The sequence below is a fragment of the Streptomyces sp. NPDC111744 genome (assembly GCF_055634995.1).
On sequence record NZ_JBVKCG010000023.1, the window covers coordinates 75241 to 101911 of the forward strand.

Annotated in this window: 22 protein-coding genes and 1 riboswitch; of the genes, 10 read left to right on the forward strand and 12 right to left on the reverse strand. The window is 71.9% G+C overall.

Annotation, left to right across the window (positions count from 1 at the left end):
- Positions 1–34: 34 nt before the first annotated feature.
- The 4 genes from ACZ7OO_RS35730 to ACZ7OO_RS35745 form a co-directional block, all read right to left on the reverse strand.
- Positions 35–1093, reverse strand: a complete 1059-nt coding sequence (locus tag ACZ7OO_RS35730; RefSeq protein ID WP_471511398.1) for an ABC transporter permease — start codon at positions 1091–1093, stop codon at positions 35–37.
- The gene (locus ACZ7OO_RS35735; RefSeq protein ID WP_471511400.1) at positions 1090–2619 is read right to left on the reverse strand and encodes a sugar ABC transporter ATP-binding protein; all 1530 of its coding nucleotides are present in this window, start codon (positions 2617–2619) and stop codon (positions 1090–1092) included. Before ACZ7OO_RS35735 ends, ACZ7OO_RS35730 begins: the two co-directional genes overlap by 4 nt.
- A 144-nt stretch (positions 2620–2763) precedes the next feature.
- Entirely contained in the window at positions 2764–5619 is a 2856-nt protein-coding gene (locus ACZ7OO_RS35740) for an ATP-binding SpoIIE family protein phosphatase (RefSeq protein WP_471511402.1), read from the reverse strand.
- A gap of 83 nt (positions 5620–5702) precedes the next feature.
- A complete protein-coding gene (locus tag ACZ7OO_RS35745; RefSeq protein ID WP_471511404.1) occupies positions 5703–6662 on the reverse strand; it encodes a cyclase family protein in 960 nt (319 codons plus the stop codon).
- Between the two features lie 188 nt (positions 6663–6850).
- Between ACZ7OO_RS35745 and ACZ7OO_RS35750 the strand changes: the two genes are divergently transcribed.
- The 4 genes from ACZ7OO_RS35750 to ACZ7OO_RS35765 all read left to right on the forward strand — a co-directional run bounded on the left by ACZ7OO_RS35750 (position 6851) and on the right by ACZ7OO_RS35765 (position 11453).
- Positions 6851–8947 carry a SpoIIE family protein phosphatase gene (locus tag ACZ7OO_RS35750; protein WP_471511406.1) on the forward strand — a complete coding sequence of 699 codons (2097 nt, stop codon included), beginning with the start codon at positions 6851–6853 and terminating at the stop codon, positions 8945–8947.
- Positions 8948–8982: 35 nt separating this feature from the next.
- The gene (locus ACZ7OO_RS35755; protein WP_471511408.1) at positions 8983–9717 is read left to right on the forward strand and encodes a hypothetical protein; all 735 of its coding nucleotides are present in this window, start codon (positions 8983–8985) and stop codon (positions 9715–9717) included.
- Between the two features lie 27 nt (positions 9718–9744).
- On the forward strand, positions 9745–10173 hold the full coding sequence (locus ACZ7OO_RS35760) for an OsmC family protein (RefSeq protein WP_471511410.1): 429 nt from the start codon (positions 9745–9747) through the stop codon (positions 10171–10173).
- Positions 10174–10289: 116 nt separating this feature from the next.
- A complete protein-coding gene (locus ACZ7OO_RS35765) occupies positions 10290–11453 on the forward strand; it encodes a cytochrome P450 (RefSeq protein ID WP_471511412.1) in 1164 nt (387 codons plus the stop codon).
- A gap of 26 nt (positions 11454–11479) precedes the next feature.
- Here the strand turns inward: ACZ7OO_RS35765 and ACZ7OO_RS35770 are convergent, their stop codons facing one another.
- The 5 genes from ACZ7OO_RS35770 to fae are packed head-to-tail and all read right to left on the reverse strand — an operon-like array spanning position 11480 to position 16848.
- Positions 11480–12640, reverse strand: coding sequence for an iron-containing alcohol dehydrogenase family protein (locus ACZ7OO_RS35770; RefSeq protein ID WP_471511414.1), 1161 nt, complete (start codon positions 12638–12640; stop codon positions 11480–11482).
- A 45-nt stretch (positions 12641–12685) separates the two neighbouring features.
- Positions 12686–13612, reverse strand: a complete 927-nt coding sequence (locus ACZ7OO_RS35775; protein ID WP_471511416.1) for an NAD(P)-dependent oxidoreductase — start codon at positions 13610–13612, stop codon at positions 12686–12688.
- 46 nt (positions 13613–13658) lie between these two features.
- Positions 13659–15179: an aldehyde dehydrogenase gene (locus ACZ7OO_RS35780; protein WP_471511418.1), complete on the reverse strand. Its 1521-nt coding sequence runs from the start codon at positions 15177–15179 to the stop codon at positions 13659–13661.
- On the reverse strand, positions 15176–16288 hold the full coding sequence (locus ACZ7OO_RS35785) for a mandelate racemase/muconate lactonizing enzyme family protein (RefSeq protein ID WP_471511420.1): 1113 nt from the start codon (positions 16286–16288) through the stop codon (positions 15176–15178). The genes ACZ7OO_RS35780 and ACZ7OO_RS35785 overlap by 4 nt, the downstream gene beginning before the upstream one ends.
- Positions 16285–16848: a formaldehyde-activating enzyme gene (fae, locus tag ACZ7OO_RS35790; protein WP_471511422.1), complete on the reverse strand. Its 564-nt coding sequence runs from the start codon at positions 16846–16848 to the stop codon at positions 16285–16287. The genes ACZ7OO_RS35785 and fae overlap by 4 nt, the downstream gene beginning before the upstream one ends.
- Before the next feature lie 205 nt (positions 16849–17053).
- Between fae and ACZ7OO_RS35795 the strand changes: the two genes are divergently transcribed.
- From ACZ7OO_RS35795 to ACZ7OO_RS35805, 3 genes are all read left to right on the forward strand, one after another.
- Positions 17054–17851 (forward strand): IclR family transcriptional regulator, encoded by a 798-nt coding sequence (locus ACZ7OO_RS35795; RefSeq protein ID WP_471511424.1) that lies wholly within the window; start codon positions 17054–17056, stop codon positions 17849–17851.
- 148 nt (positions 17852–17999) lie between these two features.
- Entirely contained in the window at positions 18000–19475 is a 1476-nt protein-coding gene (locus tag ACZ7OO_RS35800; protein WP_471511426.1) for an NAD-dependent succinate-semialdehyde dehydrogenase, read from the forward strand.
- A 55-nt stretch (positions 19476–19530) separates the two neighbouring features.
- Positions 19531–20895 carry an MFS transporter gene (locus ACZ7OO_RS35805; protein WP_471511427.1) on the forward strand — a complete coding sequence of 455 codons (1365 nt, stop codon included), beginning with the start codon at positions 19531–19533 and terminating at the stop codon, positions 20893–20895.
- Between the two features lie 60 nt (positions 20896–20955).
- Here ACZ7OO_RS35805 and ACZ7OO_RS35810 read toward each other — a convergent pair whose 3' ends face one another.
- Complete coding sequence (locus ACZ7OO_RS35810; protein ID WP_471511429.1) at positions 20956–22647, reverse strand: glycoside hydrolase family 71/99-like protein; 1692 nt, start codon at positions 22645–22647, stop codon at positions 20956–20958.
- 237 nt (positions 22648–22884) lie between these two features.
- Between ACZ7OO_RS35810 and ACZ7OO_RS35815 the strand changes: the two genes are divergently transcribed.
- Positions 22885–23505 carry a hypothetical protein gene (locus ACZ7OO_RS35815; RefSeq protein ID WP_471511431.1) on the forward strand — a complete coding sequence of 207 codons (621 nt, stop codon included), beginning with the start codon at positions 22885–22887 and terminating at the stop codon, positions 23503–23505.
- 198 nt (positions 23506–23703) lie between these two features.
- Here the strand turns inward: ACZ7OO_RS35815 and ACZ7OO_RS35820 are convergent, their stop codons facing one another.
- Both ACZ7OO_RS35820 and ACZ7OO_RS35825 read right to left on the reverse strand, forming a co-directional pair.
- Positions 23704–24513 (reverse strand): hypothetical protein, encoded by an 810-nt coding sequence (locus tag ACZ7OO_RS35820; RefSeq protein ID WP_471511432.1) that lies wholly within the window; start codon positions 24511–24513, stop codon positions 23704–23706.
- Positions 24514–24654: 141 nt separating this feature from the next.
- On the reverse strand, positions 24655–24912 hold the full coding sequence (locus ACZ7OO_RS35825; protein ID WP_471511434.1) for a hypothetical protein: 258 nt from the start codon (positions 24910–24912) through the stop codon (positions 24655–24657).
- Between the two features lie 160 nt (positions 24913–25072).
- Here ACZ7OO_RS35825 and ACZ7OO_RS35830 point away from each other — a divergent pair, with 160 nt between their 5' ends.
- Both ACZ7OO_RS35830 and ACZ7OO_RS35835 read left to right on the forward strand, forming a co-directional pair.
- A complete protein-coding gene (locus ACZ7OO_RS35830; protein ID WP_352221201.1) occupies positions 25073–25204 on the forward strand; it encodes a putative leader peptide in 132 nt (43 codons plus the stop codon).
- Positions 25205–25388: 184 nt separating this feature from the next.
- Positions 25389–26261 (forward strand): glutathione S-transferase C-terminal domain-containing protein, encoded by an 873-nt coding sequence (locus ACZ7OO_RS35835; RefSeq protein WP_471511436.1) that lies wholly within the window; start codon positions 25389–25391, stop codon positions 26259–26261.
- Positions 26262–26338: 77 nt separating this feature from the next.
- Positions 26339–26450, forward strand: a riboswitch (SAM riboswitch).
- Positions 26451–26671 lie beyond the last annotated feature (221 nt).

Sequence of the window (26671 nt, forward strand, 5' to 3'; positions counted from 1 at the left end):
GAAGCTCCTCGCGGAGGAGAAGGACGCGGGGGACTCATGGCGTGGGGCCCGCCGTGTCACCGTCCCGAGCCGAGGAGGGGGCGGCGGACGCGTCGGTTCCGGTGCGCAGGCGGCGGGCGGAGTAGCCGGCCAGTCCGACGGCGAGCAGGAGAGTACCGCCGTAGAACAGGGGGACCGTCCAGAAGTCGGCGCCCAGCTGGCCGATGCCGGTGAGGCCGACCGCGAGGACGGCGACGGCGACGAGTGTGCCCAGGGCGTTGGGGCGGCCGGGTCTGATCGCGGTGGAGCCGAGGAGGGCTCCGACGAACGCGGGCAGCAGATAGTCGAGGCCGACACTGGGATTGCCGATCTGCTGCTGGGCCGCGAGCAGCACACCGGCGAAGCCGACGAGCAGCCCCGACGCGGTGAACGCGTAGACGGTGTATCTGCGGGTCGGGATGCCGACGAGTTCGGCGGTGCGCGGGTTCGAGCCGACGACGTAAAGGTAGCGGCCGAGCGGCAGCCGTTCCAGCACCAGCCAGAGGGCGACGGCGAGGGCGAGCACGTAGAAGGCGGGCACCGGAAGCCCGAGGAACCTGGAGTCGTAGAGGTCGGTGAAGGCGGCGGGGAGTCCCCGCGGGCCGGGGACGATCCGGCCGCCGTCGGTGACCCAGCCGGTCACGGCGTACATCATGCTGCCGGTCCCGAGAGTGGCGATGAAGGAGTCGATCCGGCCGAACTCGACGACGACACCGTTGAGGACGCCCACGACGGCCCCGCCGGCGACCACCACCAGGCAGGCCCACGGCCAGCGCCACCGCTCGTTGACGATCAGCTGCATCGCCATGACGTGCGCCAGGCCGAGGCCGTAGCCGAGGGAGAGGTCGAACGCGCCGGTCACGATGGGGACAGTGGCGGCGAGCGCGAGGACGGCGGGGATCGACTGGTTGAGCAGGATCGAGTCGACCGTCTCCCGCGTGGGAAACGTGTGCGGCAGGGTGAGCGAGAAGACCAGGAACAGCAGAGCGGTGAGGGCGAGCAGGCCATAGGCGCTGACGAGGTGTCCGGCGGAGCGCCGGCTCGGCCGGGACGGTGACCTGGGCGAGGCGGTCATGAGGGGGTCGCGGTGCCGGCGGGTGGCATGGCCGAGGCCGCCCGGGTGAGCCCGGTGACCGTGAGGTCCGGACCGCTCAACTCGGCCGTCACAGAACCGCGGACGAACACCAGGGCGCGCCGGCACACGCCCGCGACCTCCTCGAAGTCCGTGGAGACGAGCAGCACGGCAAGGCCGGCGGCCAGTGCCTCGTCGAGCAGACGGTAGACGGCGGCCTTGGCTCCGACGTCCACGCTCGCCGTCGGCTCCTCCAGGATCAGCAGGCGCAGGCCCACCGGGTGCCAGCGGCCGATCATGACCTTCTGCTGGTTCCCGCCGGACAGCGTGCCGATCGGGGCCTCGCTGTCCCGGGGGCGCACCGAGAACCGTTCGATCAGCCCGGCGGCCACCGCGCGTTCACGGCGGGGGGAGATCCAGCGCAGCGCCGGCACGCCCGCGGCACGTGGGTTGGCCAGCAGGTTCTCCCGTACGGTCAGTTCGGCGGCACAACCCTCCCGCAGTCGGTCGCCGGGCACCAGGCCGACACCGAGACGGACCGCGTCGGTGACCGTACGGGGGCGGTACGGCCGCCCGCCGAGGAACACCCGGCCGTCGAGGAGGGGCCGGGCACCGGCGAGGGCCCGGCCCAGCTCCATGTGTCCGGCGCCCGAGAGGCCGACCAGGCCCAGGACCTCGCCCGCCCTGAGGTCCAGGCCGACCGGGCCCGCGCCGGCGGTCCGTACGCCGTCGAGGGTGAGGACGGCTGGGCCGTCGGCGGGGGCGGTGGCCGGGCGGTAGTGGGTGAGTTCCTCGCCGACGATGTCACGCACCAGCCGGGCGGGGCTGTGACCGGCCAGGTCGCCGTGGCTGACGAGGCGGCCGTCGCGCAGGACGGCGAAGGCGTCGGCGACCTCGTACACCTCGTCCAGCCGGTGGGTGACGTAGAGCAGACCGTGCCCCTGGTCGCGCAGGGCGTGCAGGACGCGGAACAGCCGGGCGCAGTCCGCGGCGGGCAGCCGGGCGGTCGGTTCGTCGAGGACGATGAGTTTCGCCCGGGTGGCCAGGGCCCGGGCGATGGCGACGAGTGAGCGCTCGGCGGGGGAGAGCCGGGCGACGGGCGCGGCGGGGTCGAGGTGTCCGGCGACGGTCCGCAGGGCCTCGGCGCACCGCTCCCGGGTGCGCCGCCAGGAGACCAGTCCGGCGCGGCGCCGGTATCCGGTGCTCAGGGCGATGTTCTCGGCGACCGTCATCCACTCGACCAGACCGAGGTCCTGGTGGATGAAGGACATGGCGGCGGAGGCCCCATGGCTGCCGAGCGGGTGCCCGTCGACCGTGACCTGTCCCGCCTCGGCGTGGTGGATGCCGGCGAGCACCTTGATGAGGGTGGACTTGCCCGCTCCGTTGGGGCCGAGAAGGGCGAGGACGCTGCCCGCGTGGACGTCGAGGTCGACCCCGTCCAGGGCGACGGTCCCGCCGAACCGCTTGGTGAGCCCGCGGATGCGGACCAGGGGTCGCGCAGAGGTGTCGGGAGGGTCGTGCACGGACATCTCCGAGGGTCGGCCTGGCGAGTTCTTCCCGACTGTCGCCAGCGATCCTAAGGCGACCATCTACGGCAATCGGGCATTCGCCGCTTTGTGTGACACCAACGGGTCAGCTTGTATGACGCCAACGGGTCAGCGACGCTGCCGGTCTCAGCTGGCCGCGAGGCCGCATTCGGCCCAGATGACCTTGCCCCGGGGCAGATAGCGCGTACCCCAGCTCTGTGCCAGCTGGGCGACGAGGAACAGTCCCCGGCCGCCCTCGTCGGTGCTGGCCGCACGGCGCAGATGCGGGGCGGTGTTGCTGGTGTCGGAGACCTCGCAGATCAGGGTGCGGTCGAGCAGCAGCCGTACCCGGATCGGGCCGGAACCGTGGCGGATGGCGTTGGTGACCAGCTCGCTGAGCATCAGTTCAGCGGCGAACGCGGCCTCGTCGAGTCCCCAGTCGGCCAGTTGCCGCATGGCGGCGGCCCGGACCTCGCCGACGAGGGCCGGGTCGGGTTCCAGGTCCCAGCAGGCGATCCGGTCCGGGGCCAGGGCACGGGTGCGGGCGACGAGCAGGGCGATGTCGTCCCCGGGGTGCGCCGGCGCCACGCTGTTGAGGACCACCTGGCAGGTCTCCTCCGGGGTGCGCTCCGGATGGGCCAGGGTCCTGCGCAGCTGGACGAGGGCCGCGTCGACGTCCCGGTACCGGTCCTCGATGAGTCCGTCGGTGTAGAGGACCAGCTGGCTGCCCTCGGGGACGTCGACGTCGACGGCTTCGAAGGGCAGGCCGGCCAGCCCGAGCGGAGGTCCGGCGGGCAGCTCGGGGAAGGACACCGTGCCGTCGGGGCGGACCAGCGCGGGCGGCGGATGCCCGGCACGGGCCATCGTGCACTGCTGCGTGGTCGGGTCGTAGACGGCGTACAGGCAGGTCGCGCCGAAGATGCCCGCTTCGGCGGCGGCCGGGTCCTCCCGGTCCAGGCGGCCCACCAGGTTGTCGAGGTGGGTGAGGACCTCGTCCGGGGGGAAGTCGAGTTCGGCGAAGCTGCGGGCGGCGGTGCGCAGCCGGCCCATGGTGGCGGCGGAGAGCATGCCGTGGCCGACGACGTCCCCGACCATGAGGCCGACCCGGGTTCCGGAGAGGGGGATGACGTCGTACCAGTCCCCGCCCACGTCGGACTCGGCGGGCAGATAGCGATGGGCGACCTCGACGGCGTCCTGGTCGGGCAGCCCATGCGGGAGCAGGCTGCGCTGCAGGGCCAGGACCATGGTGCGTTCGCGGGTGTAGCGCCGGGCGTTGTCGATGGACAGGGCGGCACGGGCGGCCAGTTCCTGGGCCAGCGAACGGTCGTCGTCGCCGAAGGGGGCGGAGCCCTGTCCGCGGTAGAAGGCGGCGACGCCCAGCACGACACCGCGGGCCACCAGCGGGGCCGCGATGAGGGAGTGGACGTGGGAAAGCAGCCCACCGGTGTGCTCGGGGTCGTGGGCGAGCCAGCTCACGGCGACCCTCAGATCCGGTTCCAGCACCGCCTCCCCGCTGGTCAGGCAGCGCAGATGCGGCGTGGCCGGGCTGTAGCCGATCTGCTTGCCGACCGGATAGAAGGGGCAGTCGTCGCGGATGCCGTGGACCACGGTGCGGCGCAGGTCGCTGTGCGGGTCGGCGGACTCCTCGCCGCGCAGTACGGCCTCGGGCAGGTCGATCGTGACGTGGTCGGCGAGCCGCGGCACCGCCGTCCGCGCCAGTTCCTGGGCGGTGCGGCGCACGTCCAGAGTGGTGCCTATGCGCGTACTGGCCTCGGAGAGCAGCTCCAGACGGCGCCGTGCGGCCAGCGCGTACCGCCCCACCTCCGGCTCCCCCACGAGCAGCAGCCCTCTCGACGGGGCCGCGGCGGCTGGACGACCGCCCTCCGCTCCTACGACCGTGACGCCTCGGCCGCCCGAGGCGACCGGGCCGGGCGCGGTGAGGGCGACGGCCCCGGACGGCAGGACGACACCGGTTGCGGCGGACTCGGCGGGGAAGTCCGGCAACCCGTCGAACCGCCATGGGGCGGCGAGGGGGTCTGGTGGTGCGGGGCTGGGCAGGACGGCCTCGATGGCCACGCCCTCGACCCCGGTGGCACTCGTCATCGGCCGGCTGAGCAGCGTGACACGCCGGCCGTCGGACAGGCAGACGTGGACGGCGGCCCGCTGTGCGCGGGAGAGCAGCTCGGTGGCCCTCTCCATGAGGACGGCACGGTCGCGCGGATGCTGTCCGATGGCCAGCTCGTCCAGCCCGATGCTGTGGCGACGGCCGACGGCGGCTTCGGCGGCGGTCTCCGCGTACGCCCGCAGCAGAGCCCGCTCACGTGCGGAACTCTGCCTCAGCAGCCGCCGTTCGATGGCTCGCGCCGCCTTGCGGATCACGGTGGCCAGCCGGGGGTCGTCGAAGGCGCGTGGATAGCCGAAGCACAGGACGCCCTCGATACGGCCGCTGAGCGGGTCGCGGAGCGGGAGCGCACGGCAGGCGCTCGCCTGGGAGCGTTCGGCGAAGTGCTCTGCGCCGTAGACGCGGATGAGCTGCCGTTCCGCCAGCGCGAGACCGATGCCGTTGGTGCCGGCGACCTGCTCGGCGAACACGAACCCCGGCACGCGCTGGATCGCCGGGAGGCTTCTGGCCAGGGACGCCTCTCCGAAACGGCGCAGCAGGACGGTGCCGCTCGCATCGGCGACAGCGATGTTCAGCCGGCTGCCGGCGAACCTGTACTGCAGCCGGTCGAGCACCGGCATGGCCGCGCGGACGATCCGGGCGTCCGTCTCGACATCCTCCCGGAAGGGAAGGTCGGACCGGTCCGCCGAGAGCCCCAGGTTCCGGCAGCGCTGCCACGAGTTCAGGATGGAGGTGCGCACGCCGGTTTCGACCGGCTCACCCCCCAGAAATCGCTCACGCGAACGCACGGGCCCCGTGCCGCCTGTCGCGCGCCCCGTGGGCGTCGGTGTCCCACCGAACCGAACCACGCTTCGCCTCACTCGCGATAGTCCGCTTTCCATAACACTCTGGCATAAATGAGAATACGGACATTAAGGGTGCGAGTCACGGGGTGGCATTTCTGTCATGGCGGCCTGGTCGGCTGTCACAGCACCGCCACCGGGTTGACCGGCGAGCCCGTCCCACCCGGCACGTTCAGCGGCGCCAGGAGCAGCAGGAACTCATACCGCCCGGCCTCCCCCGTGGCGGCGGAGAGGCCTTCCAGATCGAGGTTGTCCAGCAGCGGAACGCCCATCGCGGCCAGGGCCAGGGCATGGACCGGCGAGTGCACACCCTCGACGGGCGAGGGCCGTACGTCATTGTCACCGTCACCGCCGAGCAGCGCGATCCCGCGCTCAGCCAGCAGCGGTACGGCGTCCACATGGAAGCCCGCGCTCGCCGTGTCCGGGTCCCAGGCGCCCAGCTCCGTGCGGCGGCGGACGTGCCCGGACCGCAGCAGCACTGCGTCACCCTCGCCGATCGTCACCCCGAGCGCCCGCTCCGCGGCGGTGATGTCCTCTGCGTGCACCGCTTGTCCCGGCTCCAGCCAGCGGATCCCGAGGACGGCGGGGAGGTCGAGAAGCACGCCCCTGGTGACGAGGGGGCCGAGCGCCGACACCGCTCCGAAGCGGGCGCCCGCGGTGCCGACGACGTCGGCGGCCGTCCGGCCGTCGTACAGCTGCCCCCGGTAGGCGATATGGCACAGGGCGTCGAGATGGGAGACGCCCTTGCCGTGGTAGTCGGCGGCGATGAAGTCCTTGTGCGCGGTGGGCTCCGGGCTCTCGACGTCACCGAGATCGGTCATGTGGTGCAGCGCGGGCCTGTGGTTGTCGGGGCCGGCCCGGGTGTTCCACGGCAGCGCCAACGGGACGACCACCCCGGACCGCACTCCGGCCGTGGCCCGCCGTACCTGGTCCGCGGTCACCCGGTTCCAGGCGCCGCGGTCGGCGGGCTCCCAGCGGCCCCAGGTGCGGACCGCCTCGAAGAGCGCGTCGAACTCCCGCCGGGAGACGGCGGGCCCGTTGCCGGTGACGGCTGATCCGGGACCGGGCGACTTGGAAGGCATCGGTACTCACCGCTCTCCGGGCGTGACGCGCAGGAGTGTGGCACTTGTGATCGACTCCAGCTTCGCACAGGGGCCTGCGCAAGGAGGCCCAGGTGTGGGCCCCCTCGGTATGGGGCGACCATGGATGGAGACAGCACGCCCGCCTATGTGGCACGAGCCAGAGCACCGGGCGGGAGGGAAGATGAGGGATGGGCACGAGGGACTCCTCCCGAGCAGTCGCCGGCCGGACGGCGGCCGATCCCGCCGCGCCGCCCAGCGGTCTGCTGGATCTGCTCAGCGTCGCGGCGGTGGTGCTGAACGCGCAGGGTCAGGTGGTCTTCTGGAGCCCGAAGGCCGAGGAATTGTTCGGCCACAGCGCGGCGGAGGCGCTGGGGCAGTACGCGGCTCAGCTGATGGTCCACGAGGAGCACCGGGACGAGGTCATCGAGCTCTTCGCCCAGGTCATGGAATCCGGCCACGACTGGGCCGGCGCCTTTCCGATCCGGCACAAGGACGGCAGCACCCGCCTGGTGGAGTTCCGCAACATGAGGCTGCTGGACGACCTCGGTGAGGTCTACGCCCTCGGCCTCGCCGCCGACCAGGCCACGGTGGAGCGGGTCGAGCGGGATGCCGCCCTGGCCATGCGTCTGGTGTCCCAGTCCCCGGTCGGACTGGCCATTCTGGACACGGACCTGCGGTACCTGGCCATGAATCCGGCCCTGGAACGCATCACGGGCCAATCCGCCGCCGAGCGTCTCGGACGGCCGGTCGGCGAGGTCCTGACCTACCTGAAGACAGAGCCCGAGGCGCGTCTGCGCCGTGTCCTGGAGACGGGCGAGTCGGTCGTGGACCGGCACATCGTCTGCCGTCCGCCCGGCGACCCGGACCATGATCACGCCTGGTCCGTCTCTTACTACCGGCTGGAGGACTCCGGCGGGCGGGTGCTGGGCCTGGCCTATTCCGTCATCGACGTCACTGAGCGGCATCGGGCGGCCGCCGAGGCGGCACAGGCCCGGCAGCGGCTGGCGTTGATCGCCCAGGCTTCCGCCTCCGTGGGTACCACCCTCGATCTGGAGACGACAGCGTGCGAGCTGGCCGACGTCGTCGTACCGGCCCTGGCCGACATGGCAGCGGTGGACGTACTGGACAGCGCGCTCGACGGCCGGACCGCGCCGGACGACGGCCCGGCCCGCTTCCGCGCCCTCGCCGTCAGCGCGGCCCACGCCGCCGAGGCGGCCCGCGCGGCCGACCCGCCAGGGGAACTCGCCTCCTACGACAGCGACCGCCTGATCACCCAGTGCGTGCGCAACCGTCAACCGGTTCTGCTGCCCCACACCAGCCGCCGGGACCTCGATCGCATCGCCCGGCATGGTGAGGCCGCCTCCCTCCTGGCGGCGGCCGGGGTGCACTCCTACCTGGCCGTACCGCTGCTGGCCCGGGGCGAAATCCTCGGCGCCCTCGCCCTCACCCGCACCCGCAACCCCGCGCCCTTCGACGACGACGATGTGTTCCTCGCCTGTGAGCTGGCCGCCCGGGCCGCGGTCTGCATCGACAACGCCCGTGGCTACCAGGCCCAGCGCCATACGGCCCTCACCCTCCAGCGCAGTATGCTCCCCCAGCTCGCGACGCACCTGCCGGGCCTGGAGGTCGCCTGCCGCTACCAGCCCGCCGGCGCCACGAGCGAGATCGGCGGCGACTGGTACGACGCCATACCCCTGCAGGGTGACAAGACCGCCCTCGTCGTCGGGGACGTCATGGGCAGCGGTATCAACGCCGCCGCCACCATGGGCCAACTCCGCAGCGCCGCCCGCGCCTTCGCCGAACTCGATCTCACCCCGGAGGAGGCCCTCTACCACCTCGATCACCTGACCGAAGGGGTAGAGCAGGCCATCACCACCTGCCTCTACTGCGTCTGTGACCCGCACCAGGGCCAGTGCCGGATGTGCCTCGCCGGCCACCTGCCCCCGGCCCTGCTGCGGGCCGGCCACCCGGCGCGGCTGCTGGACCTGCCCTCAGGCGTACCGCTGGGCGTCGGCGGGGTGCCCTTCGAGGCCGCCACCATCGCCTTCCGTCCCGGCGACGAACTGGTCCTCTACACCGACGGCCTGGTCGAGACCCGGAGCGAATCCATCGACGCCCGCCTGGAGACCCTGCTCGACGCCCTCACCGCGACCCGCGGCCACGATCTGGAAGAGACCTGCGAACGCATCCTGGAGATGCTCCGGCCGCCCGGCGGCGAGGACGACGTCGCCCTGCTCATCGCCCGGGCCCGGCCGCTGCGCCCAACGAGACCCGATGGCGGATGAACGATGGACAAGCGGTGTCGGGGACAATCATCGCCATGAACGACCACATGGGCGATGCCGAGAACCGGCTGGCCAGGATCGAGCGGCTGCTGGCGGACGGCGAGCGCCAAGTGGTGCCCGCCTGGCGCAGAGCCACGCAGGGCGAACCACGGTGGGCCGTGACCGCCGTGATCCTGGTGGCCGTCGCGCTCCAGCTGATGCTGCCGCACCGGCTCGCCCTCCAGCCGTACTGGGCCCTGCCGGCGCTGGAACTGGTGCTGCTGGCCGGCCTGATCGTCGGCAACCCCCGGCGGGTCGAGCCCCGCACCCGGTGGCTGCGTCTGCTGGGCCTGGCCCTGATGTGTGCGATCAGCCTCGCCAACGGCTGGGCGGCGGTCCGGCTGGTGGCGGGCCTGGTGAACGGCACCGAGGGCAAGGACGCCGGACCGCTGCTGCTGACCGGTGGCGGCATCTGGCTGACGAACGTCATCGTATTCGCACTCTGGTACTGGGAGTATGACCGCGGCGGACCGATGGCGCGGGTCCGCGGCCACCACCAGTACGCGGACTTCCTCTTCGTGCAGATGCAGAGCCCCGAGACCGCGCCGCCGGACTGGGAGCCGACCTTCCTGGACTACCTGTACCTGTCCTTCACCAACTCCACCGCCTTCAGCCCGACCGACGTGATGCCGCTGACGCGCTGGGCCAAGATGTTGATGATGCTGCAGTCCTCCGTCTCCCTGGTGACGGTGGTCCTGGTGGTGGCGCGGGCCGTGAACATCCTGCACTGACGACCGGGCTGCCCTAGGTTCGTCGGTATGAGCGAAGACTCCCTGCGCCTGGTGACGGTCGAGCGCATCGGCACCGGCCGCTTCACCGCGACGAACGCACGCGGCGGCACGATCAGCTTCGGCACCGGCGACGGCACGGAATTCACCCCGGTGGAACTCCTGCTCGCCGCGATCGGTGGCTGCACCGCGGCCGACGTCGATTTCGCCACCAGCCGCCACGCGGAGCCGACCGCCTTCACCGTGACCGTCAGCGGCCAGAAGGTCGGCGACGAGGCCGGCAACCGGATGACGGACCTCGCGGTCGGCTTCTCCGTCACCTTCCCGGACGGTGCGTCGGGCGATCGCGCCCGCGCCATCCTGCCCCGGGCGGTCGCCGTCTCCCACGACCGGCTGTGCACCGTCAGCCGCACGATCGAGGCCGGAACGCCCGTGGCCGTCTCGGTCGAGGACGACTGATGTGAGTCGGCGGTGTGCCGGTGGTTCGTCATGTCCGGGGCGGCGAAACCGGGGGTCAGGGTGCCGTGCTTAGGTAGGGAGGTGAATCGTCTCCCTCTCCTCGGCCGGGCCGCCAGATGAGCACCGCTGAGGCGTTCCCGCTCGGTGCCTCGACCACGCTCGCCGAACTCGCCCGCGACCCGCACCCGCGTCTGGCACGGCTACGCGCCCATGAACCGGTCTCCTGGCTGCCCGAGTTGAACGGCTGGCTGGTCACCCGCCGCGACCTCGCTCTCGACGTGATGCGGGACTCCGCCACCTTCACCGTCGACGACCCGCGCTTCTCCACCGCCCAGGTCGTCGGGCCCAGCATGCTGTCCCTGGACGGTGCAGCACACACCCGCCACCGTGAGCCCTTCGCCGCTCCCTTCCGGCCCCGCGCGGTGTACGACGGCTTCGCCCCGTTCATCGAGCGGGAGACCGACCGCCTCATCACCGCACTGGAACCGTCGGGTGCCACCGAACTGCGCCGCGCCTTCGCCGGACCGCTCGCCGTCGCCGTCGTCACCGAGGCGCTCGGCTTGGTCGGGGCGACCACGGACACCGTGCTGTCCTGGTACGACGCGATCGTACGGTCCGTCTCGGACATCACCGAAGGGCTGGAAGCAGGCCCGGCGGGTGCCGCCGCCTACGCAGAGTTGCGGGCCGCTGTCCAGGCCACGGTCGCCGACCGGCACGCGTCCTCGCTCCTCGTCTCCGCCGCCGGGCGGCTGGGGTCGCCCGAAGTGGCCTCCAACGCGGCGGTCCTGATGTTCGGCGGTATCGAGACCACCGAGGCGATGATCGTCAACGCGCTGCTCCACCTGCTCGGAGACCCGGGCCAACTCGCCCTGGTACAGGCCGATTCGAGCCTGCTGGACGGTGCGGTCGAGGAGTCGCTGCGCCTTGAGCCCGGTGCGGCGGTGGTGGACCGCTACGCCACCCGCGACATCGTCCTCGGCCCGGCCGCCATCCGGCGCGGTGACCTGGTCACCGTCTCCTTGACCGGCGCCAACCGTGACCCGGCGGTCTTCCCCGACCCGGACCGTTTCGACGTCCGCCGGGACAACGCCCGCCTCCAACTGGCCTTCGCCCACGGCCCGCACCACTGCCTCGCCGCGCACCTCGCCCGGCTGGAGACCCGTGTCGCCCTTCAGCGCCTGCTCGAACGCCTCCCCGCACTGCGCCTCGACCCGGAGCGGCCCGCCTCGCCGTACGGCCTGGTGTTCCGCAAGCCACCCAGCCTGCATGTGCGGTGGTGACGGGCCCCCTGACTTTCCCAACGGCCCTAGAACACCGCCTCCAGGATCCCGAGGATCTGCTCCTCGGTCGGCTGCCGGGGCGCGTTTTTGGTGACCGCGTCCGCGAGGGCGCCCGCGGCGATGGGGCGCAGCAGGTCCGGGCGGACGCCGAGGTCGCGCAGCGGCTGCTTGATGCCGAGCGCGCCGGAGACCTCGCGGACGGCGTCGATCGCGGCGCGGGCCCAGTCGCCGTCGGCGGGCGGGGCGAGGCGCAGCGCGCGGGCCGTCTGCTCGTAGGCCTCCCCGGCCGCCGGGGCGCTGAACTCCAGGACCTCCTCCAGGACGGCGGCGAGCGCGACACCGTGCGGGGTGCCGGTGTGGGCGGTCAGCGCGTGCCCGATGCCGTGGACGAGACCGAGCCCGGAGATGGTCAGCGCCTGGCCCGCCAGGTGGGCGCCCAGCATCAGCTGGGCACGGGCCTCCAGGTCCGAGCCGTCCCGGTGCGCGGCCGGCAGCCAGCGGCCGACCATGGCCACCGCCTGCGTCGCGTACGCCACCGAGACCGGGTTCGCGCCCCGCGAGGCCAGTGACTCGATGCCGTGCACCAGGGCGTCCATGCCGGTGGCGGCCGTGATCCGGGCGGGGAGGCCGAGCGTCAGCTCCGGGTCGAGCAGCGCGATCCGCGGCTTGACCGAGGGGTGACCGATGTACACCTTGCGGTGGGCGGCGGTGTCCTCGATGACACCGAAGCCGTTGGTCTCCGCGCCGGTGCCCGAGGTGGTCGGGATCGCGATCAGCGGCAGGCCGTCCAGCGCCTCCCACAGCGCGTCCGCGTCGGCCGCCGCCGCGTCCGCGTTGCCGACCAGGAGCGAGATGCCCTTGGCCGCGTCCAGGACCGAGCCGCCGCCGAGGGCGACGAACACCGCAGGGCCGAACTCCCTTGCCCGGGCGGCGCCCTCGTCGACGTTTCCGGTGGACGGGTTGGCGCCGACCCCGTCGTACACCCCGTGTTCGACGCCCGCCGCGTCCAGCACCTTGAGCACCTGGCCGACGATCCCGGCGGCCCGCAGCCCGCGGTCGGTGACCACGAACGCGCGGCTCATGCCGAGGGAGGCGACCAGGTCCGGGAGGTGCGAGAGACGGCCGGGGCCGAACTCGATACGGCAGGTGGGATCGACGGTCAGCTGACTGGTGAGGGACTCGCCCATGGCGTACGGCTCCTGGAGAAACGCGGGGGAAGGGGTTGGGTTGGCTCAGGCGGGGCTCAGCAGGGCCTCCTCGGGGTGCGGGAGGCGGAACTCCCGCCCGGCCAGGGCCTCGTAGAGCCGCACCGGGCTCATCTCCCCGGCCAGGTCGCCGTGCTGTGCCCTGGAGCGGCGGTAGATCTGCTCCACGAGGGCGGACAGCTCCGTTGCGACGCCCAGGTCGCGGCCGAGGTCCACGGCCAGGCCGAGGTCCTTGCAGGCGAGGACCATGGCGAAGGAGTCGTCGTAGTCGCCGTCGACCAGCACGGACAGCAGGTCCTTCTCCAGGAAGTGCGAGGCGGCCGGGCTGGCCAGCAGCGAACTGCGCAGCACCCCCAGGTCCACCCCCGCCTTCGTGCCCATGGCCAGCACCTCGGAGGTGGCCACGAGGTGGGTGAACCACAGCAGGTTGATCATCAGCTTGACCGTGTAGCCGGCGCCGAGCGGTCCCACGTGCAGCACCTTGTCGGGGTCGCCCATGGCCTCGAAGACGGGCAGGCACATCCGGAAGTCGTCCGCCTGCCCGCCGACGAATATCTGCAGCCGCCCGGCCTCGGCGCCGTGCGCCATACCGCTGACCGGGGCGTCCAGCCGGCGCACCCCGCGCCGGTCCAGGACCTCGGCCGCGACACGGTCCGCGACGGCCGGGGTGGAGGTCGACATGTCGATCCACAGGGCGCCCTCGGGCAGCGCCTCGGCGGCCCCGCCGCGCAGCAGCACCTCCTCGACGGTGCGCGGATTGGGCAGCATCGTGATCAGCAGTTCGGCGTCGGCCGCGCACTCCGCCGGGGTGTCGGCCCAGCGGGCGCCGAGCGCCAGATGTTCGACGGCGGCCTCGGGCCGGGTGTCGTACACGGTGACCAGGTGTCCCGCGTGGATCAGGTGGCGGGCCATGTGGCGTCCCATGTTGCCCAGGCCGATGAAACCGATCCTCATCAGTTGTCCTCGCTGCGAATTCGGAAGGGAAGGAAGGACTCGCCGGTCAGGCGAGGTTGATCCAGGTGGTCTTCAGCGCCGTGTACGCGTCCAGCGCGTGCAGGGACTTGTCGCGTCCCGCACCGGTGGCCTTGAATCCGCCGAAGGGGGTGATGACGTCACTGGCGTCGAAGGTGTTGATCCAGACCGTGCCGGCCCGCAGCCGCTTCGCGGTGCGGTGGGCGACCGTGACGTCCCGGGTCCAGACGGAGGCGACGAGCCCGAAGTCGCTCTCGTTCGCCAGCCGTACGCCCTCGTCGACCTCGCCGTCGTACGACACGACGGCGAGCACCGGGCCGAAGATCTCCTCCTGGCCGACGACGGACGTGTTGGCCACGCCGTCGAGCACGGTCGGTTCGACGAAGGTGCCGCCGCTGTCGGTGCGCGTGCGTCCGCCGCCCAGCACGACGCGGGCCCCGTCCGCCTTGCCGCGCTCGATGTAGCCCAGGATCTTGGCCAGTTGGCCTTCGTCCACGATGGGCCCCATCACGGTGGCCGGGTCGAGCGGGTCGCCGACGTGGAAGGTCTCGGCGGTGATCTTCCGTACGGCGTCAAGGAGTTGGTCCTTGACCGAGGTGTGGACGACGACCCGGGAGCCCGCGTTGCAGGTCTGCCCCGCGTTGTAGAAGATGCCCCAGGCCACGGCGGACGCGGCGGCCTCGATGTCGGCGTCGGCCAGCACCAGCTGCGGCGACTTGCCGCCCGCCTCCACGGCGACCTGCTTGCCGTTGGACTCGCCCGCGTACACCTGGAAGAGCCGGGCCACCTCCGCCGAGCCGGTGAAGGCGATCTTGTCGACCTCGGGGTGACGGCCGAGGGCCTGCCCGGCGATCTCGCCCCGGCCCGGGATCACGTTGAGCACGCCGTCGGGCAGTCCTGCCTCGGTGGCCAGCTCCGCCAGGCGGAGGGCGGCGAGCGAGGTCTGCTCGGCGGGCTTCAGGACCACGCTGTTGCCGGTGGCGAGCGCCGGGCCCAGCTTCCAACTGGCGATCAGCAGCGCGTAGTTCCACGGTACGACCACACCGATGACACCCAGCGGCTCCCGGGTGATCAGCGCGAGCGCGTCACCGGGGGTCGGGGCCACCTCGTCGTATGTCTTGTCGATCGTCTCGGCGTACCAGGCGATGGTCTCCGCCGTCTTGGCCACGTCGATCCGCACCGACTCGGTGATGGGCTTGCCCATCTCCAGGGTGTCGAGAAGGGCGAGTTCCTCGGCGTTCGCCAGGATCAGCTCGGCCCAGCGCAGCAGGACCCGCTTGCGCTCCTTCGGCGCGAGATCGCGCCAGCGGCCGTCCTCGAAGGCGGCCCGTGCGGACCGCACCGCCCGGTCGACGTCCTCGGCCCCGGCCGCCTGCACCTGAGCCAGCACCGCGCCGTCCCGTGGCGAGACACTGGTGAAAAAGTCCCCGGAGGCGGCGTCGGTGAAGGCACCGTCGATGAACAGGCGTGTCTCGAAGGTGAGCTTGCCCGAGGCGCTGAGCCAGTCGTCGTACGACCGCGCCAGCAACTCGTCGATGGTGTACGTCACTTGATCCTCCAGCGGTCGATCGCGTCCTCGTCCAGCTCGACGCCGAGGCCGGGCACGTCCGGGATCTCCAGATCGCCCTCCGCGTTTACCCGGACGGGCTCGGCGAGCATGAAGTCGCGGCGTTCGGGGGTCCAGCCGGGCGGGTCGTAGGGGAACTCGAAGAACGGGCCGCCGCCGACGCCCGCCGCGACATGGAGGTTGGCGAGCACGCCGATGCCGTTGGTCCAGCTGTGCGGGGTGAACTGACGATGCTTCAGCTGGGCCAGCTCGGCCAGGGTGCGGGCGCGGTGCATGCCGATCGCGAGCACCACGTCCATCTGGTAGATGTCCAGCGCGTCCTCTTCGAGGTAGCGCAGCAGTTCGGTGGGGGAGTGGTGCATCTCGCCGGCGGCGATCCGCACCCCCGGGTTCTCGGCGCGCAGTTGCCTGAAGCCGTTCAGGTCGGCGTACGGCAGTGGCTCCTCGACCCAGAAGACGTCGAGTTCGGCGAGCCGGGCGACGGTCTTGCGGGTCTTGGCGAGGTCGGAGGCGTTCGCGGTGTCGCCGGCCATCCGCCAGGACTGGTTGAGGTCGACCATGATCTCGAAGTCGGCGCCGAGTTCCTCACGTACCGCACGGACCGCGGCGATGCCCTCGTCGACCCGGTTGCGGTCGATGCGGATCTTCATGGCGCGGAAGCCGGCCGCGCGCACCTTCAGCGCGGTTTCGACCCGCTCCGCGGGGGACTTCAGCTCACCGGAGGAGGCGTAGGCGGGCAGCTTCTTCGCCGCGTTGCCGAAGAGTTCCGACACCGGGCGGCCGTGCACCTTGCCGACGACGTCCCACAGCGCGGCCTCCAGGGGCCAGTAGTGGGCGCCGTGGAAGTTGGCGGTCTCGATCGCCCGGACGTGCCGGGTGATGTCGAGCGGGTCCTCGCCGACGAACAGGTGCTTGTACGTCTCGAAGCCGTCCATCAGATCACCGGAGCCGATGCCGGTGATCCCCTCGTCGGTGTGGACGCGGACGATCGTGGCGTCGAAGGTGCGGCGCGGCTCCGGGTCCCAGGCGGCGCGGAACGGCGGGTCCAGCTCCAGCCGCAGCCGGTCCAGGGTGATGTCGGTGATCTTCATCGGGCGAGCACCTCGGGGGTCGGCGTGTAGAACGGGTTGGTCGGGCCCTCCTTGGCGGCGGCCAGCACGTCGGAGACGGTCGGCGTGCCGGTCACGGCGGCCCGGACCGCGCCGTACGCGGCGGCGCGCTGGTTGCGGAAGGAGACGTCCAGGTCGTCGACGGCCGGGTTGACCCACACCGCGGCGATGATCAGCAGCTCGTCGGCCTCCCCGGCGGGGATCAGACCCTCCTCGACCGCGTCCGCGACCCCCTGGGCGAGCCCCGCCTGGGCGGACCCCCAGGTCGCACGCTCGTGCAGCTCGCCCGCGGCGGCGGCCTTGGTCACGAACAGGGTCAGCGGCTTCACCGGCACGGACGGCCGTACGACCGTCAGGAACGGGACGTGCCCGGCGCTCGGGGTGGCCAGCGCCGTCGCCCACGCGGTCTCGACCGGGCCGCCTTTGCGTCCGATCACGATGTTCGTGTGCGCGGCGTTCGCGCCCGCACCGACGAAGGACTCGCCGATGAGCGCGGTCGTGGCGAAGCCGGGCGGGCTGGCGGGTGAAACCGGCGTGGGCATCGGATCTCTCCTGGACCTGGGAAGCATGATTCGACGGGCGCGGCAGGATGAACCTCGCATTCGGTGCAGTTCATTCGGCCCGATGCGGCGAATCTAGGTCCGTCAACACCCCCTCGCAAGGCGGTCACAGGAATCGAAATGCCGGTTGCTCTCCTGACAACCTCGGGGTTGACCTGGGGTTCCTTTGCCTGGATGCGCGCCTACGATGGCCCGTGTGACCGACTCTTCCCCGGCCTCCCGCGGCCACGGCCTGCGCCGTGACATCGACCTCCTGGAGGCCCTCGCCTCCGACGAGGCCCAGAACGCGGGCGGCCTCGGCGTCGTCCGCCTCGCCCAGCTGGTGGGCCGGGAGAAGACCCAGATCTCCCGGGCCCTGAAGGCGCTGGCCGCCGAGGGCATCGTGGAGCGCGACCCCGACACCCTGGAGTACCGGCTCGGCTGGCGGCTGTTCTCCCTGGTCGCCCGCACCTCCGAGAGCCGTCTGGTGCGGGTGGCCGAGCCGGTCATGCACGCCCTGTCGGCGGACCTGGAGGAGACCAGCCATCTGTGCGTGCTCAGCGACCGTGAGGTCCTCACCCTGCTCTCCGTCTCGGGGCACTCCTTCCGCGTGCACGGCTGGGAGGGACGCGGGGTGCCCGCCTGGCGGCTGTCCGCCGGTCGCGTGCTGCTGGCCGACGCGATCCCCGACGAGCTCTACGTCCGCTTCGGCACCGGTGGGGAGATGCCGGTGCCGGAGCTGTGGGCCCTGATCCAGGACGCCAGACGGCGGGGCTACGCACGCGTCAGCGAGGAGTTCGAGGAGGGGCTGGTCGGTGTGTCGGCGCCGGTCAGGGACTTCCGGGGCCGGGTCGTCGCCGCCATCAACATCTCCGCCCCGAAGACCCGGCTTGGCGACCGGCTCGACGAGGCGGGGCGCACCACGGCTCGGGCGGCGGCCCGGGTGTCGTCGCTGCTGGGCTGGGAGCCCCGGCGCACCCCGCCGCAACGGGCCCGGCTCACCTGACCGCCGTACTCCCGCCCAAGATCGGCGAGTTGCCCTCAGAGCAACCCCCATTGCGATCCGCCGAGGTTGCCTTGTCCGCCTCATGACGCGCTCGTAAATTCACCGCGCATCGGACGAGCCCCGTCCTGAACGGAGAAAAGAGCAGCTCATGAACCTCGCCGGCATAGACCTCCTGGCCAAGGCGCCGCTCGCGGAAGGCGATGTGTTCCTCGGCGGCCACTGGCTCCCGGCCGCCGGCGGCCGGACCTACCCCGTGTACGACCCGGCCACCGGCGATCTGGTCAGGGAGGTCTCCGCGGCGGGACCGGAGGACGCCCGCGCGGCGGTCGAGGCCGCGGAGTCGGCCGCGGCCGGGTGGCGGGCGACCCCGTCCCGCCGCCGTTCGGAGATCCTGCACGCCACCTTCGAGCTGATGCGCGAGCACACCGACACCCTCGCCCGGCTCATCGTGCTGGAGAACGGCAAGGCCTACCGGGACGCGGCGGCCGAAGTCGGGTACGCCGCCGAGTTCTTCCGCTGGTTCGCCGAGGAGGCGGTCCGGGTCGGCTCCTCCTTCGGGGACGCCCCGGCCGGCGGCTACCGGCACGTCGTACGCAAACACCCCGTCGGCGTCACCGCGTTCGTGACCCCCTGGAACTTCCCGGCCGCCATGGCCACCCGGAAGATCGCCCCGGCGCTCGCGGCCGGCTGCCCGGTGCTGCTCAAGCCCGCGCCGGAGACCCCGCTCACCGCCCTGGCGGTCGCCGCGTTGCTGACCGAAGCGGGCCTGCCCGAAGGTCTGTTGAACGTCCTGCCGACCGACCGGGCCCCCGAGGTGGTCTCGGTCTGGCTCGGCGACGAACGGGTCCGCAAGTTCTCCTTCACCGGCTCCACCGCCACCGGCAGGCTGCTTTTGGAACAGGCCGCCGCGAACGTCGTGAACGTGACCATGGAGCTGGGCGGCAACGCCCCCTTCGTGATCTGCGCGGACGCCGACGTCGACGCCGCCGTGCTCGGCGCGATGGACGCCAAGATGCGCGGCGGCGGCGAGGTCTGCATCGCCGCCAACCGGTTCTACGTCCACGCCGAGGTCGTGGCGGAGTTCACCGATAAGTTCGGCGCCGCCATGGCCGCCGTACGCACCGGACCGGGCCTGGCCGACGGAGTCACCCTCGGCCCGATGATCAACCAGGCGGCCGTGGAGAAGATCCGCGACCTGGTCGACGACGCCCTGGCGCGCGGCGCGCGGATCGCCGCGCAGGGCGAAGTGCCCGAAGGACCGGGCCACTTCCACCCCGCGACCGTCCTCGTGGACGTCCCCGACGACGCCCGCGTCCTGCACGAGGAGGTCTTCGGCCCCGTCGCGCCGGTGACCACCTTCACCGACGAGGACGAGATGCTGGCCCGCGCCAACGCCACCGTCCATGGCCTGGCCTCGTACGTCTACTCCCGTGACGTCGGCAGGGCGCTGCGCATCGCCGAACGTCTGGAGGCCGGCATGGTCGGCGTCAACCGCGGTCTGCTGTCCGACCCGGCCGCGCCCTTCGGCGGCGTCAAGCAGTCCGGCCTCGGCCGGGAGGGCGGCCGTGAGGGCATCGAGGCCTTCCTGGAGACGCAGTACATCGCCCTCGACTGGCCCCTCTGATCCTCCTACCGCTGCCCGTCCCCGCCCGCTCACCCGCTCACCCCGAGGACCGCACATGGCAATGACGCCTGCGACCCAGCAACCGCCCGGCACCCCGCACGTCCCCGACCACACCCGCGAACGCCGCCGTCTGCACACGAAGTTGAAGCTCGCCACGCAGATAGGCGAGGGCATCGACGGTTACATCATCGGCGGCATCGGCATGGCCATGACCGCCCTCACCGCAGATCTGCACCTCTCCACCCTCATGGAGGGACTGGTCGGCGCATCCCCGCTGATCGGCATCTTCGTCGGCGGCCCGCTCTTCGGCCGGCTCGCCGACCGCTTCGGGCGCCGCCCGGTGTTCCTCGCCGACATGGTGATCTTCCTGGTCGGCTCGGTGCTCCAGTTCTTCGTCACCGACGGGCTCCAGCTCTTCCTCATCCGGCTGCTGATGGGCGTGGCGATCGGCGGCGAGTACGCCATCGGCGCCCCCCTCCTGTCCGAGTACGCCCCCAAGCAGGGGCGGGGCCGGCTACTGGCGAGCCTGGAGATCAGCTGGTACGTCGGCTACGCGCTGGCCACGGTCGTCGGAGCCCTGTTCGCGAACGTCGACGGCGGCTGGCGCTGGTCCCTGGCCAGCAGCGCGGTCCTCGCGGTGATCTGCGTGTCCCTGCGCGGCGGCATCCCCGAGTCGGCCCGCTGGCTGCTGAGCAAGGGCCGCCGGGAGGAAGCCGAGGCGCTGATCGAGCGGTACGGCATCGAGATCGACGTCGAGGCCGAACTCGACGAGCGGAGCGCGAACGGACAGGCCGGGTTCTGGGCGCTGTTCAGCAAGAAGCACATCCGCAGCACGGTGTTCGCGAGCGTCTTCTGGGCGGCGCTGGTACTGCCGTACTTCGCCATCGGCACGTTCTGGACGCAGGTCTTCGACGCCCTCCACATGGGCGACAACGCGGTCGCGGCGCTGCTCGTCTACTCGTTCACCGCGGTCGCCGGTGTCACCGCCGGCTGTCTGGTCGTGGACCGCATCGGCCGCCGCAGGCTGCTGATCCCGCCGTTCTGGATCACCGCCGGCTGTCTGGCGCTGGTCGCGGTGTGGCCGCACTCGACGCCGGTCATCGTGGCCGGCTTCCTGTTCTTCATCTTCCTCAACGCGGCCTCCAGCGCGCTCACCGCGGTCTACCCGCTGGAGGTGTTCCCGACCTCGCTGCGCGCCACAGGCGTCGGCTTCGCCACCGCGATGAGCAGGGTCGGCGCGGCCGTCGGCACCTTCCTGTTGCCGATGGGCCTCGACCGCTTCGGCGTGGAGTTCGTGCTGCTCGTCGGCGCGGGGGTGCTCGCGATCGGCGGCCTGGTCTCCCAGTTCCTCGCGCCGGAGACCACCGACCTGGACCTCGCGAAGGCGGCCCGCACCGCGCGCGGTCCGGTGAGCGGCTGACGTTCTCCCGACGCCGGGGAGGCCCCGCAGGCACGAACCTGCGGGGCCTCCCCGGCTGTCTCAGACCGTCGCCAGATCGAACTGCTCCCAGGTCCCGATCGCCGTCCGGTTGGCGATCAGCGCGTCGGCGCCGCCGTTCTCGGCCGTCACGTACCTGCCGTTGGCGGCGGCCAGCAGACTGACCGTGCCGTTGGAGTTCTTCACCAGCTGGAAGCTCTCGTAGCTGCCGATGGCCGTGCGGTTCGCGATCAGCGCGGCGGCGCCCGCGTTGTCGGCGCAGACGACACGGCCGTTGGCCCGCGAGCGCAGCGCGATGTTGCCGTTGCCCAGGTCGATCTGGTCGAACCTCTCCCAGGTGCCGGCCGTGTCGCGGTTGGCGATCAGGGCGGCGGCGCCCGCGTTCTCCGCCGTCACGAACCTGCCGTTGGCCCGCGCCTTCAGGGTGACCGTGGCGGTGGCCGGGAGGCCGGCCGAGGTGCCGTTGACATACGGCTGGGTCGGTCGGGTGGCGGTCAGGGCCAGGTCGCCCTTGAGCATGCGGCCGCCGTCGCCGGTCAGGCGCAGGTAGTAGTCGGCGGAGCAGGCGGTGCCGTCCTCGTCGAGGGCGAGCAGCCCGGAGTCGGTCGGTACCCAGGCCTGGGACTCGGCGGTCTTGGCGATCTGGTTGCCCTCGTTGTACTCGTCGTACATCGAGATGTAGATGCCCTGCACCCCGGCCCGGACCATGTTGTAGAACTGCCGCCACATGAAGTCGCCGTGCGCGCGCTGGCGTTCGTTGACATCGCCGGGCAGCACGCACGGCTGGTAGTCGATGCCGTGGGAGGCGCAGTCGGCGAGGTCCGGCACGGTCGCGTTGGTGTAGAAGTTGTCCGCGTCGGAGGAGTTGCCGATCCGGCCGACCAACCACGGCGAGATCATGTTCAGCGCGTGGTAGACGTCGGAGAAGCCCGAACGGGAGTCGCCGGTACCGGTCCGCCACCAGGTCGGCACCCCGCCGATGACGTAACAGCCCTGGTTCTTGAACCAGTTGATGACGTCCAGACAGGCGTCCGCGCTGAACGCGTGCTTGTCGTCGTTGAACCCGAAGCCCCAGATGCACACGACCGGCTTGCCGTTCTGCAGCGCGTACGCCGAACTCGCCGTGTGTGCCGACATCTTGTTCGTCCAGTCGGTCTTGATCTCCGACTGCATGTTCGTCCAGCCACTGACGTCGTACATGACGTAGAACTTCCGGCCGTACGCCTCGGCCGCGTTGCGCACCTTCTGCGTCATGTCGTCCCGCGTCGGGCCCTCGCTGCCGTTGGGGTTGAACCGCTGGAGCGCGGCGGTGTCGATGCCGTACTGCTGCATCCACAGGAAGTGGGTGTCCACGGTCTGCTGGTCGTACGACGAGAACAGCCCCGGGGCGCGGCCGTTGCCGAAGTTCGCGAACGCCGTCGCGTACGTCTTCGTGTAGTCGCGGATGTCCGGCCAGGCCTTGATGCCGTTGTTGGAGGGGGAGGGGGTCGAGGCGCTGTTGGGGGCCCAGTGCCACCAGGCGTTGATCGGCGCGCCGTCGCCCTTGCAGGCGAACCACCCCTGGTAGCCGACGGTGACCTTGCCGACGACGTCACCGGGGGCGCCGGCGGAGCCGGCCGCCGACGCGGTGCGGGTGACGGCGAACGCGCCGAGCGCGGCGGCCGCGGTGCCGCCGGCGGTCGCGCCGAGCACCCTGCGGCGTGTCCAGAGGGAGGTGCGGTGGGAGTTGGGCATGCGGGAACTCCGTAGACGGGGGGAGAAGCATGGGGGGAGGAGTTGAGCCGAGGACATACCTCAAGACGTGAGTTAAGAGGTGATGCCGACGGTGAGTCAAGGCGAGTGGGCAGCATGCGCGCCATGTGCGGAATGGTCTAATCCTGTTCTGAGGATGTCTTAAGGCGCGCGTGAGCGTCATTAAAGAAACGGCTCGCAGGCTCGGTGGCAGCTACCCCCTACGAAGGGAGCGCCATCATGGGCGCGTACGGCAGGAAATGGGTCATGGCCGCCGGGCTGACCGGTGCGCTGGTCGCCGTCACTCTGGGCGGCACGTCCGCCTCGGCGGCCCCCGCGGCCGGTCCGGCCGACGGCGGTGCGACCGGCATCGTCGACTCCACGTCCTCATCGGGCTTCACCATGTCGACGGCGACCGGCGTCAAGGTGACCGTGGACGAGACCTCGGCCACGAAGACCGTCGGCGGCCCGGCCAAGGCCGTGAAGACCGGTGCGAGCGTGCTCGTCCTGGGCACGGTGGACAGCGCGACCATCGCGGCGGACCGGGTCGTCGTGCAGCGCCACGGCGACGGCGGGGTGGCGGCCGCCGAGGCGGCCGGGGTGATCCCCTTCAAGCGGGGGACCCCGTCACCGGACAAGTCGGTCGGGCAGATCCCGGACTACACCGAGGGCGAAGGGACGATCATCAGCGGCAGGACCGCGGACAAGGCGGTCAAGGCCGCGCAGGCCGTCGTCCCCGGCGGCATCAACGACCGGGTCGTCCAACTGGCCGACGGCGAGTACGAGGTGCACAACATCAGCGTCAACTGGCCGCACCATGTGTTCGTCAGCAAGGACTTCAAGGTCGTCGGGTACGAGTAGGCCACGGGCCGCGTTCACGGCTTGTGCGTGAGCGCCCGGACGGTTGAGGCCGTCGGGGGACTCGATCTGCTGGAGGGCGTCGTGGGCCGCCACCTGGTCCGCTTCGGCACCCGCGACGAACTCCTCGTCGAGTGGCACCGCGACAACGGCGAGCCGGGCACCACCCAGAGCACCCCGAGGACCCGATGCCGCAGTGAGCTAGTCGAACTGGCTCGGCAGTGGTGCCGGGGTCTTGCCGGACAGGACGTCCTTGAGGCGCTGGGCGCCGTTCCGCACGGCCAGGGCGGTGCTGTCGTGGTCGACGCCGGACAGGCTGCCGTTGGTGACCGCCGCGCCGGAGGCGCCGACGCGCAGCACCACCACATCCGTCGTGTAGGTGGCGGGCTGGCCCTCGACGGTGCCCTTGACGGTCACCGTCAGGGCCTCGCGCGCGTCGCCCGACCTCGGCACCTGCGCCGACGCGACCCGCACCGTGCGCTTGCCGCCGTCCTTGCCGGTGGCCGTGAACTGGTTGCACTTCTCGGGCAGGGTCTTCAGCCAGGCCAGCGTGGCGTCCATGGAGGCCGAGCCGTAGTCGCCGACCTGGTACAGCATCCGGGCGTCCTCCGAGGTGAACCCGCTCAGCCCGGAGGCGCCGGTGGCGCGGCCGAGGAGGCTGTCGGAGTAGAGGCCGTCCAGGAGGCGCTGGCAGTCGGCGGCGTCGGACTTGGCGGTCAGGAAGTCGGCCACGTCGACCTTGCCGACCGCCATCGTGTTGCGCCAGGTCGCCGCGTCGGGGGCCGGCTGCCAGTTGTCCTCGATGTCGGCCGCAGTGATCAGCGCGGCCTGCGCGCCCGCCCCGGTCAGGGCGGGGGTCGCCGACGCGGACGCGGGGGAGCGCTCCCCGGCCGGCGAGACGGATACGGCCTCGGGGTCGCCGCTCTCGTCCGTACAGGCCGCCGTGGCGAGCAGGGTCCCCGCCGCCAGGGCTGAGGCGAGAACACGCACGGGTCGGGACGGACGGATCATCGCGACTGCCTCCTCGGGAACGCGGTACGTCACTCCGCGGGGCAGCGGTGCTGCGGCACTCCGCGGACAACGGCGGTACGTCCCTCCACGCCACCATCCGGCACGGTCGCCGACCACCCGCGCGTGCCATCCGGGTGAGCGTCATGATCCGGGAGCCGTGATCCGCACCTTCCGGCTGCCGCAGCGCGGGCACACCGCGTCCGTGAGCGGCGACCGCACGGCCCGGCCGGCCTCGTCGACGTACTCCTGGGTGCTCTGCAGGTCCGGGTCGGCGATCGGGTCGGTGAAGAACACCGCCTGGAAGGTCGCCTCCCAGACCTCGCCGCACCGCCTGCAGGTGAAGGCGAAGGTCTCGGGTACGGCGCCGGGTACGGGCCCGGGGCCGGGGGGCTCGCTCATCGCATCCGGCTCCTGTCACTCGGCCTGCGTCTCCAGCGGACAGCCTCTTGAAGCCGGCGGCAAACCGGGGCCGGGTGTCCCAGGCGTGGACGCCCCCTTGACGGGACGCGGAGGCCGATCGACACTCCAGATGGGAATCCTAGTGAAAAGGTAGGGAAAGATGGGTCGCCTGCGCACGGTCACCGGCAGACAGCGCCGAGGGAGCCGTACGCCCTTCTCCGCCCCGCTGCTCACCTCCCGCCTGCACATCGATCTGCTGCGCGTGTGCAGCGCCATCAGCCGCACCGGCTGAGCACCCGCCGCCGCCCGTACCGGCCGTCCAGCCGTGACCAGCCGGGCACCCGCAGCCGGCCGCACCCGCCGAACGCCCGCCCGCCGAACGCCCGCCCACCGAGCGTCCGCTCACCGGGCGCCCGCCCACCGACGAACGCTTCCGTCGCGCGTACGTCCGCGCGTCCGCACCCCCGGGGAGACGCATGTCCATCACTCCGCTCGCCGCCCTCCCGTCCGTCCGCACCAGTCCCGCCTTCCGCGGCCGCATCGGCAGGGACGCCCGCAGCGGGCACTACGCCGTGCCGCGCCGCTACCGGCTCCACCTCGCCACCGCCTGTCCCGACGGCCTCCGCATCGCCGTCGGCCACAGCCTGCTGGCGCTCGACGACTGTTGTCCGGTCACCTTCCTGCCCGCGGTCCCGGACTGTCCCGACGGCAGTCACACCGCGCTGCGCCCGCTGTACGAGGCGAGCGCCCACCGCTACGCGGGACCGGCCCTCGCGCCCGTGCTCAGCGACGACTGGTCCGGCCGGATCGTTAGCACCCACAGCCGGGACATCCTGCGCGACCTGGACCGCCACTTCGGCGACGGCGTCGCCCGGCTGTACCCGTGCGGTGCCGAGGCCGAGATCGAGGCCGTCGAGCGGCTCTGCGCGGAGGACATCGAGCAGGCAGCACAGCACGCCGGCCGAGCGGGCGGCGACCCGGAGGCGCTGGAGGTGCTGCTCGCCGCCATGGACGAGCTGGAGCGTCGGCTGACCGGCGCGGAGTTCCTGGTCGGCGGAGAACTCACGGCCGCGGACATCGAGTTGTGGGTGACCCTGGTGCAACTCGACACCGTGCACCGCAACCACCTGGACGCCTCCGCCGTGCACGCCATCGCCGGCTACCCGGCGCTGTGGGCCTACGCCCGTCGGCTGGCCGCGCACCCGGCCTTCGGTGCCCACCTCGACCTCGACGGCATCGCCCGCCGCCACCACGGCCGTTGCCAGGGCCTGGAAGCCGCCGGTGCGGCCGTCCAGATCCTGGACTGGGCGGCCCACGCGGCGGACGCTCCCGGCGCTCCGCGCAGGTGAGAGCGGCCCGAACCGTTCCGTCATCCGGACAGGCGTTGACATCCGTTCGGGCAACTGACTTACTTGCGGCACAGATTGGTCAAGAGCGTCAGCATCGAGCCCTGGCTTGCTGACCGGCAACCCTCGCATCGCGGTGGGGTGCCCCAGGTGACGACCCGACCGGATGGCGACGTTCGGTAAGCGCGAGGCCCCCAGGGGCCGCCACAACAGCGACAGGTGACGGACATGTACGCAGCTTCCAGGACGGCCGAGGGCCGCACCCAGGACTGCGTACACCCGTACCCGAGCCCGCTCGTCGCCGACCGCGCCGTCGACCTGCTCCGTGTCAACAGCGCCCTGTGTAGCCCGTGTACCGCACCGGGCTGTCCCCGCTGCCGGGTCTGACCAGGCCTTTCCACCTCGCCCGCAGC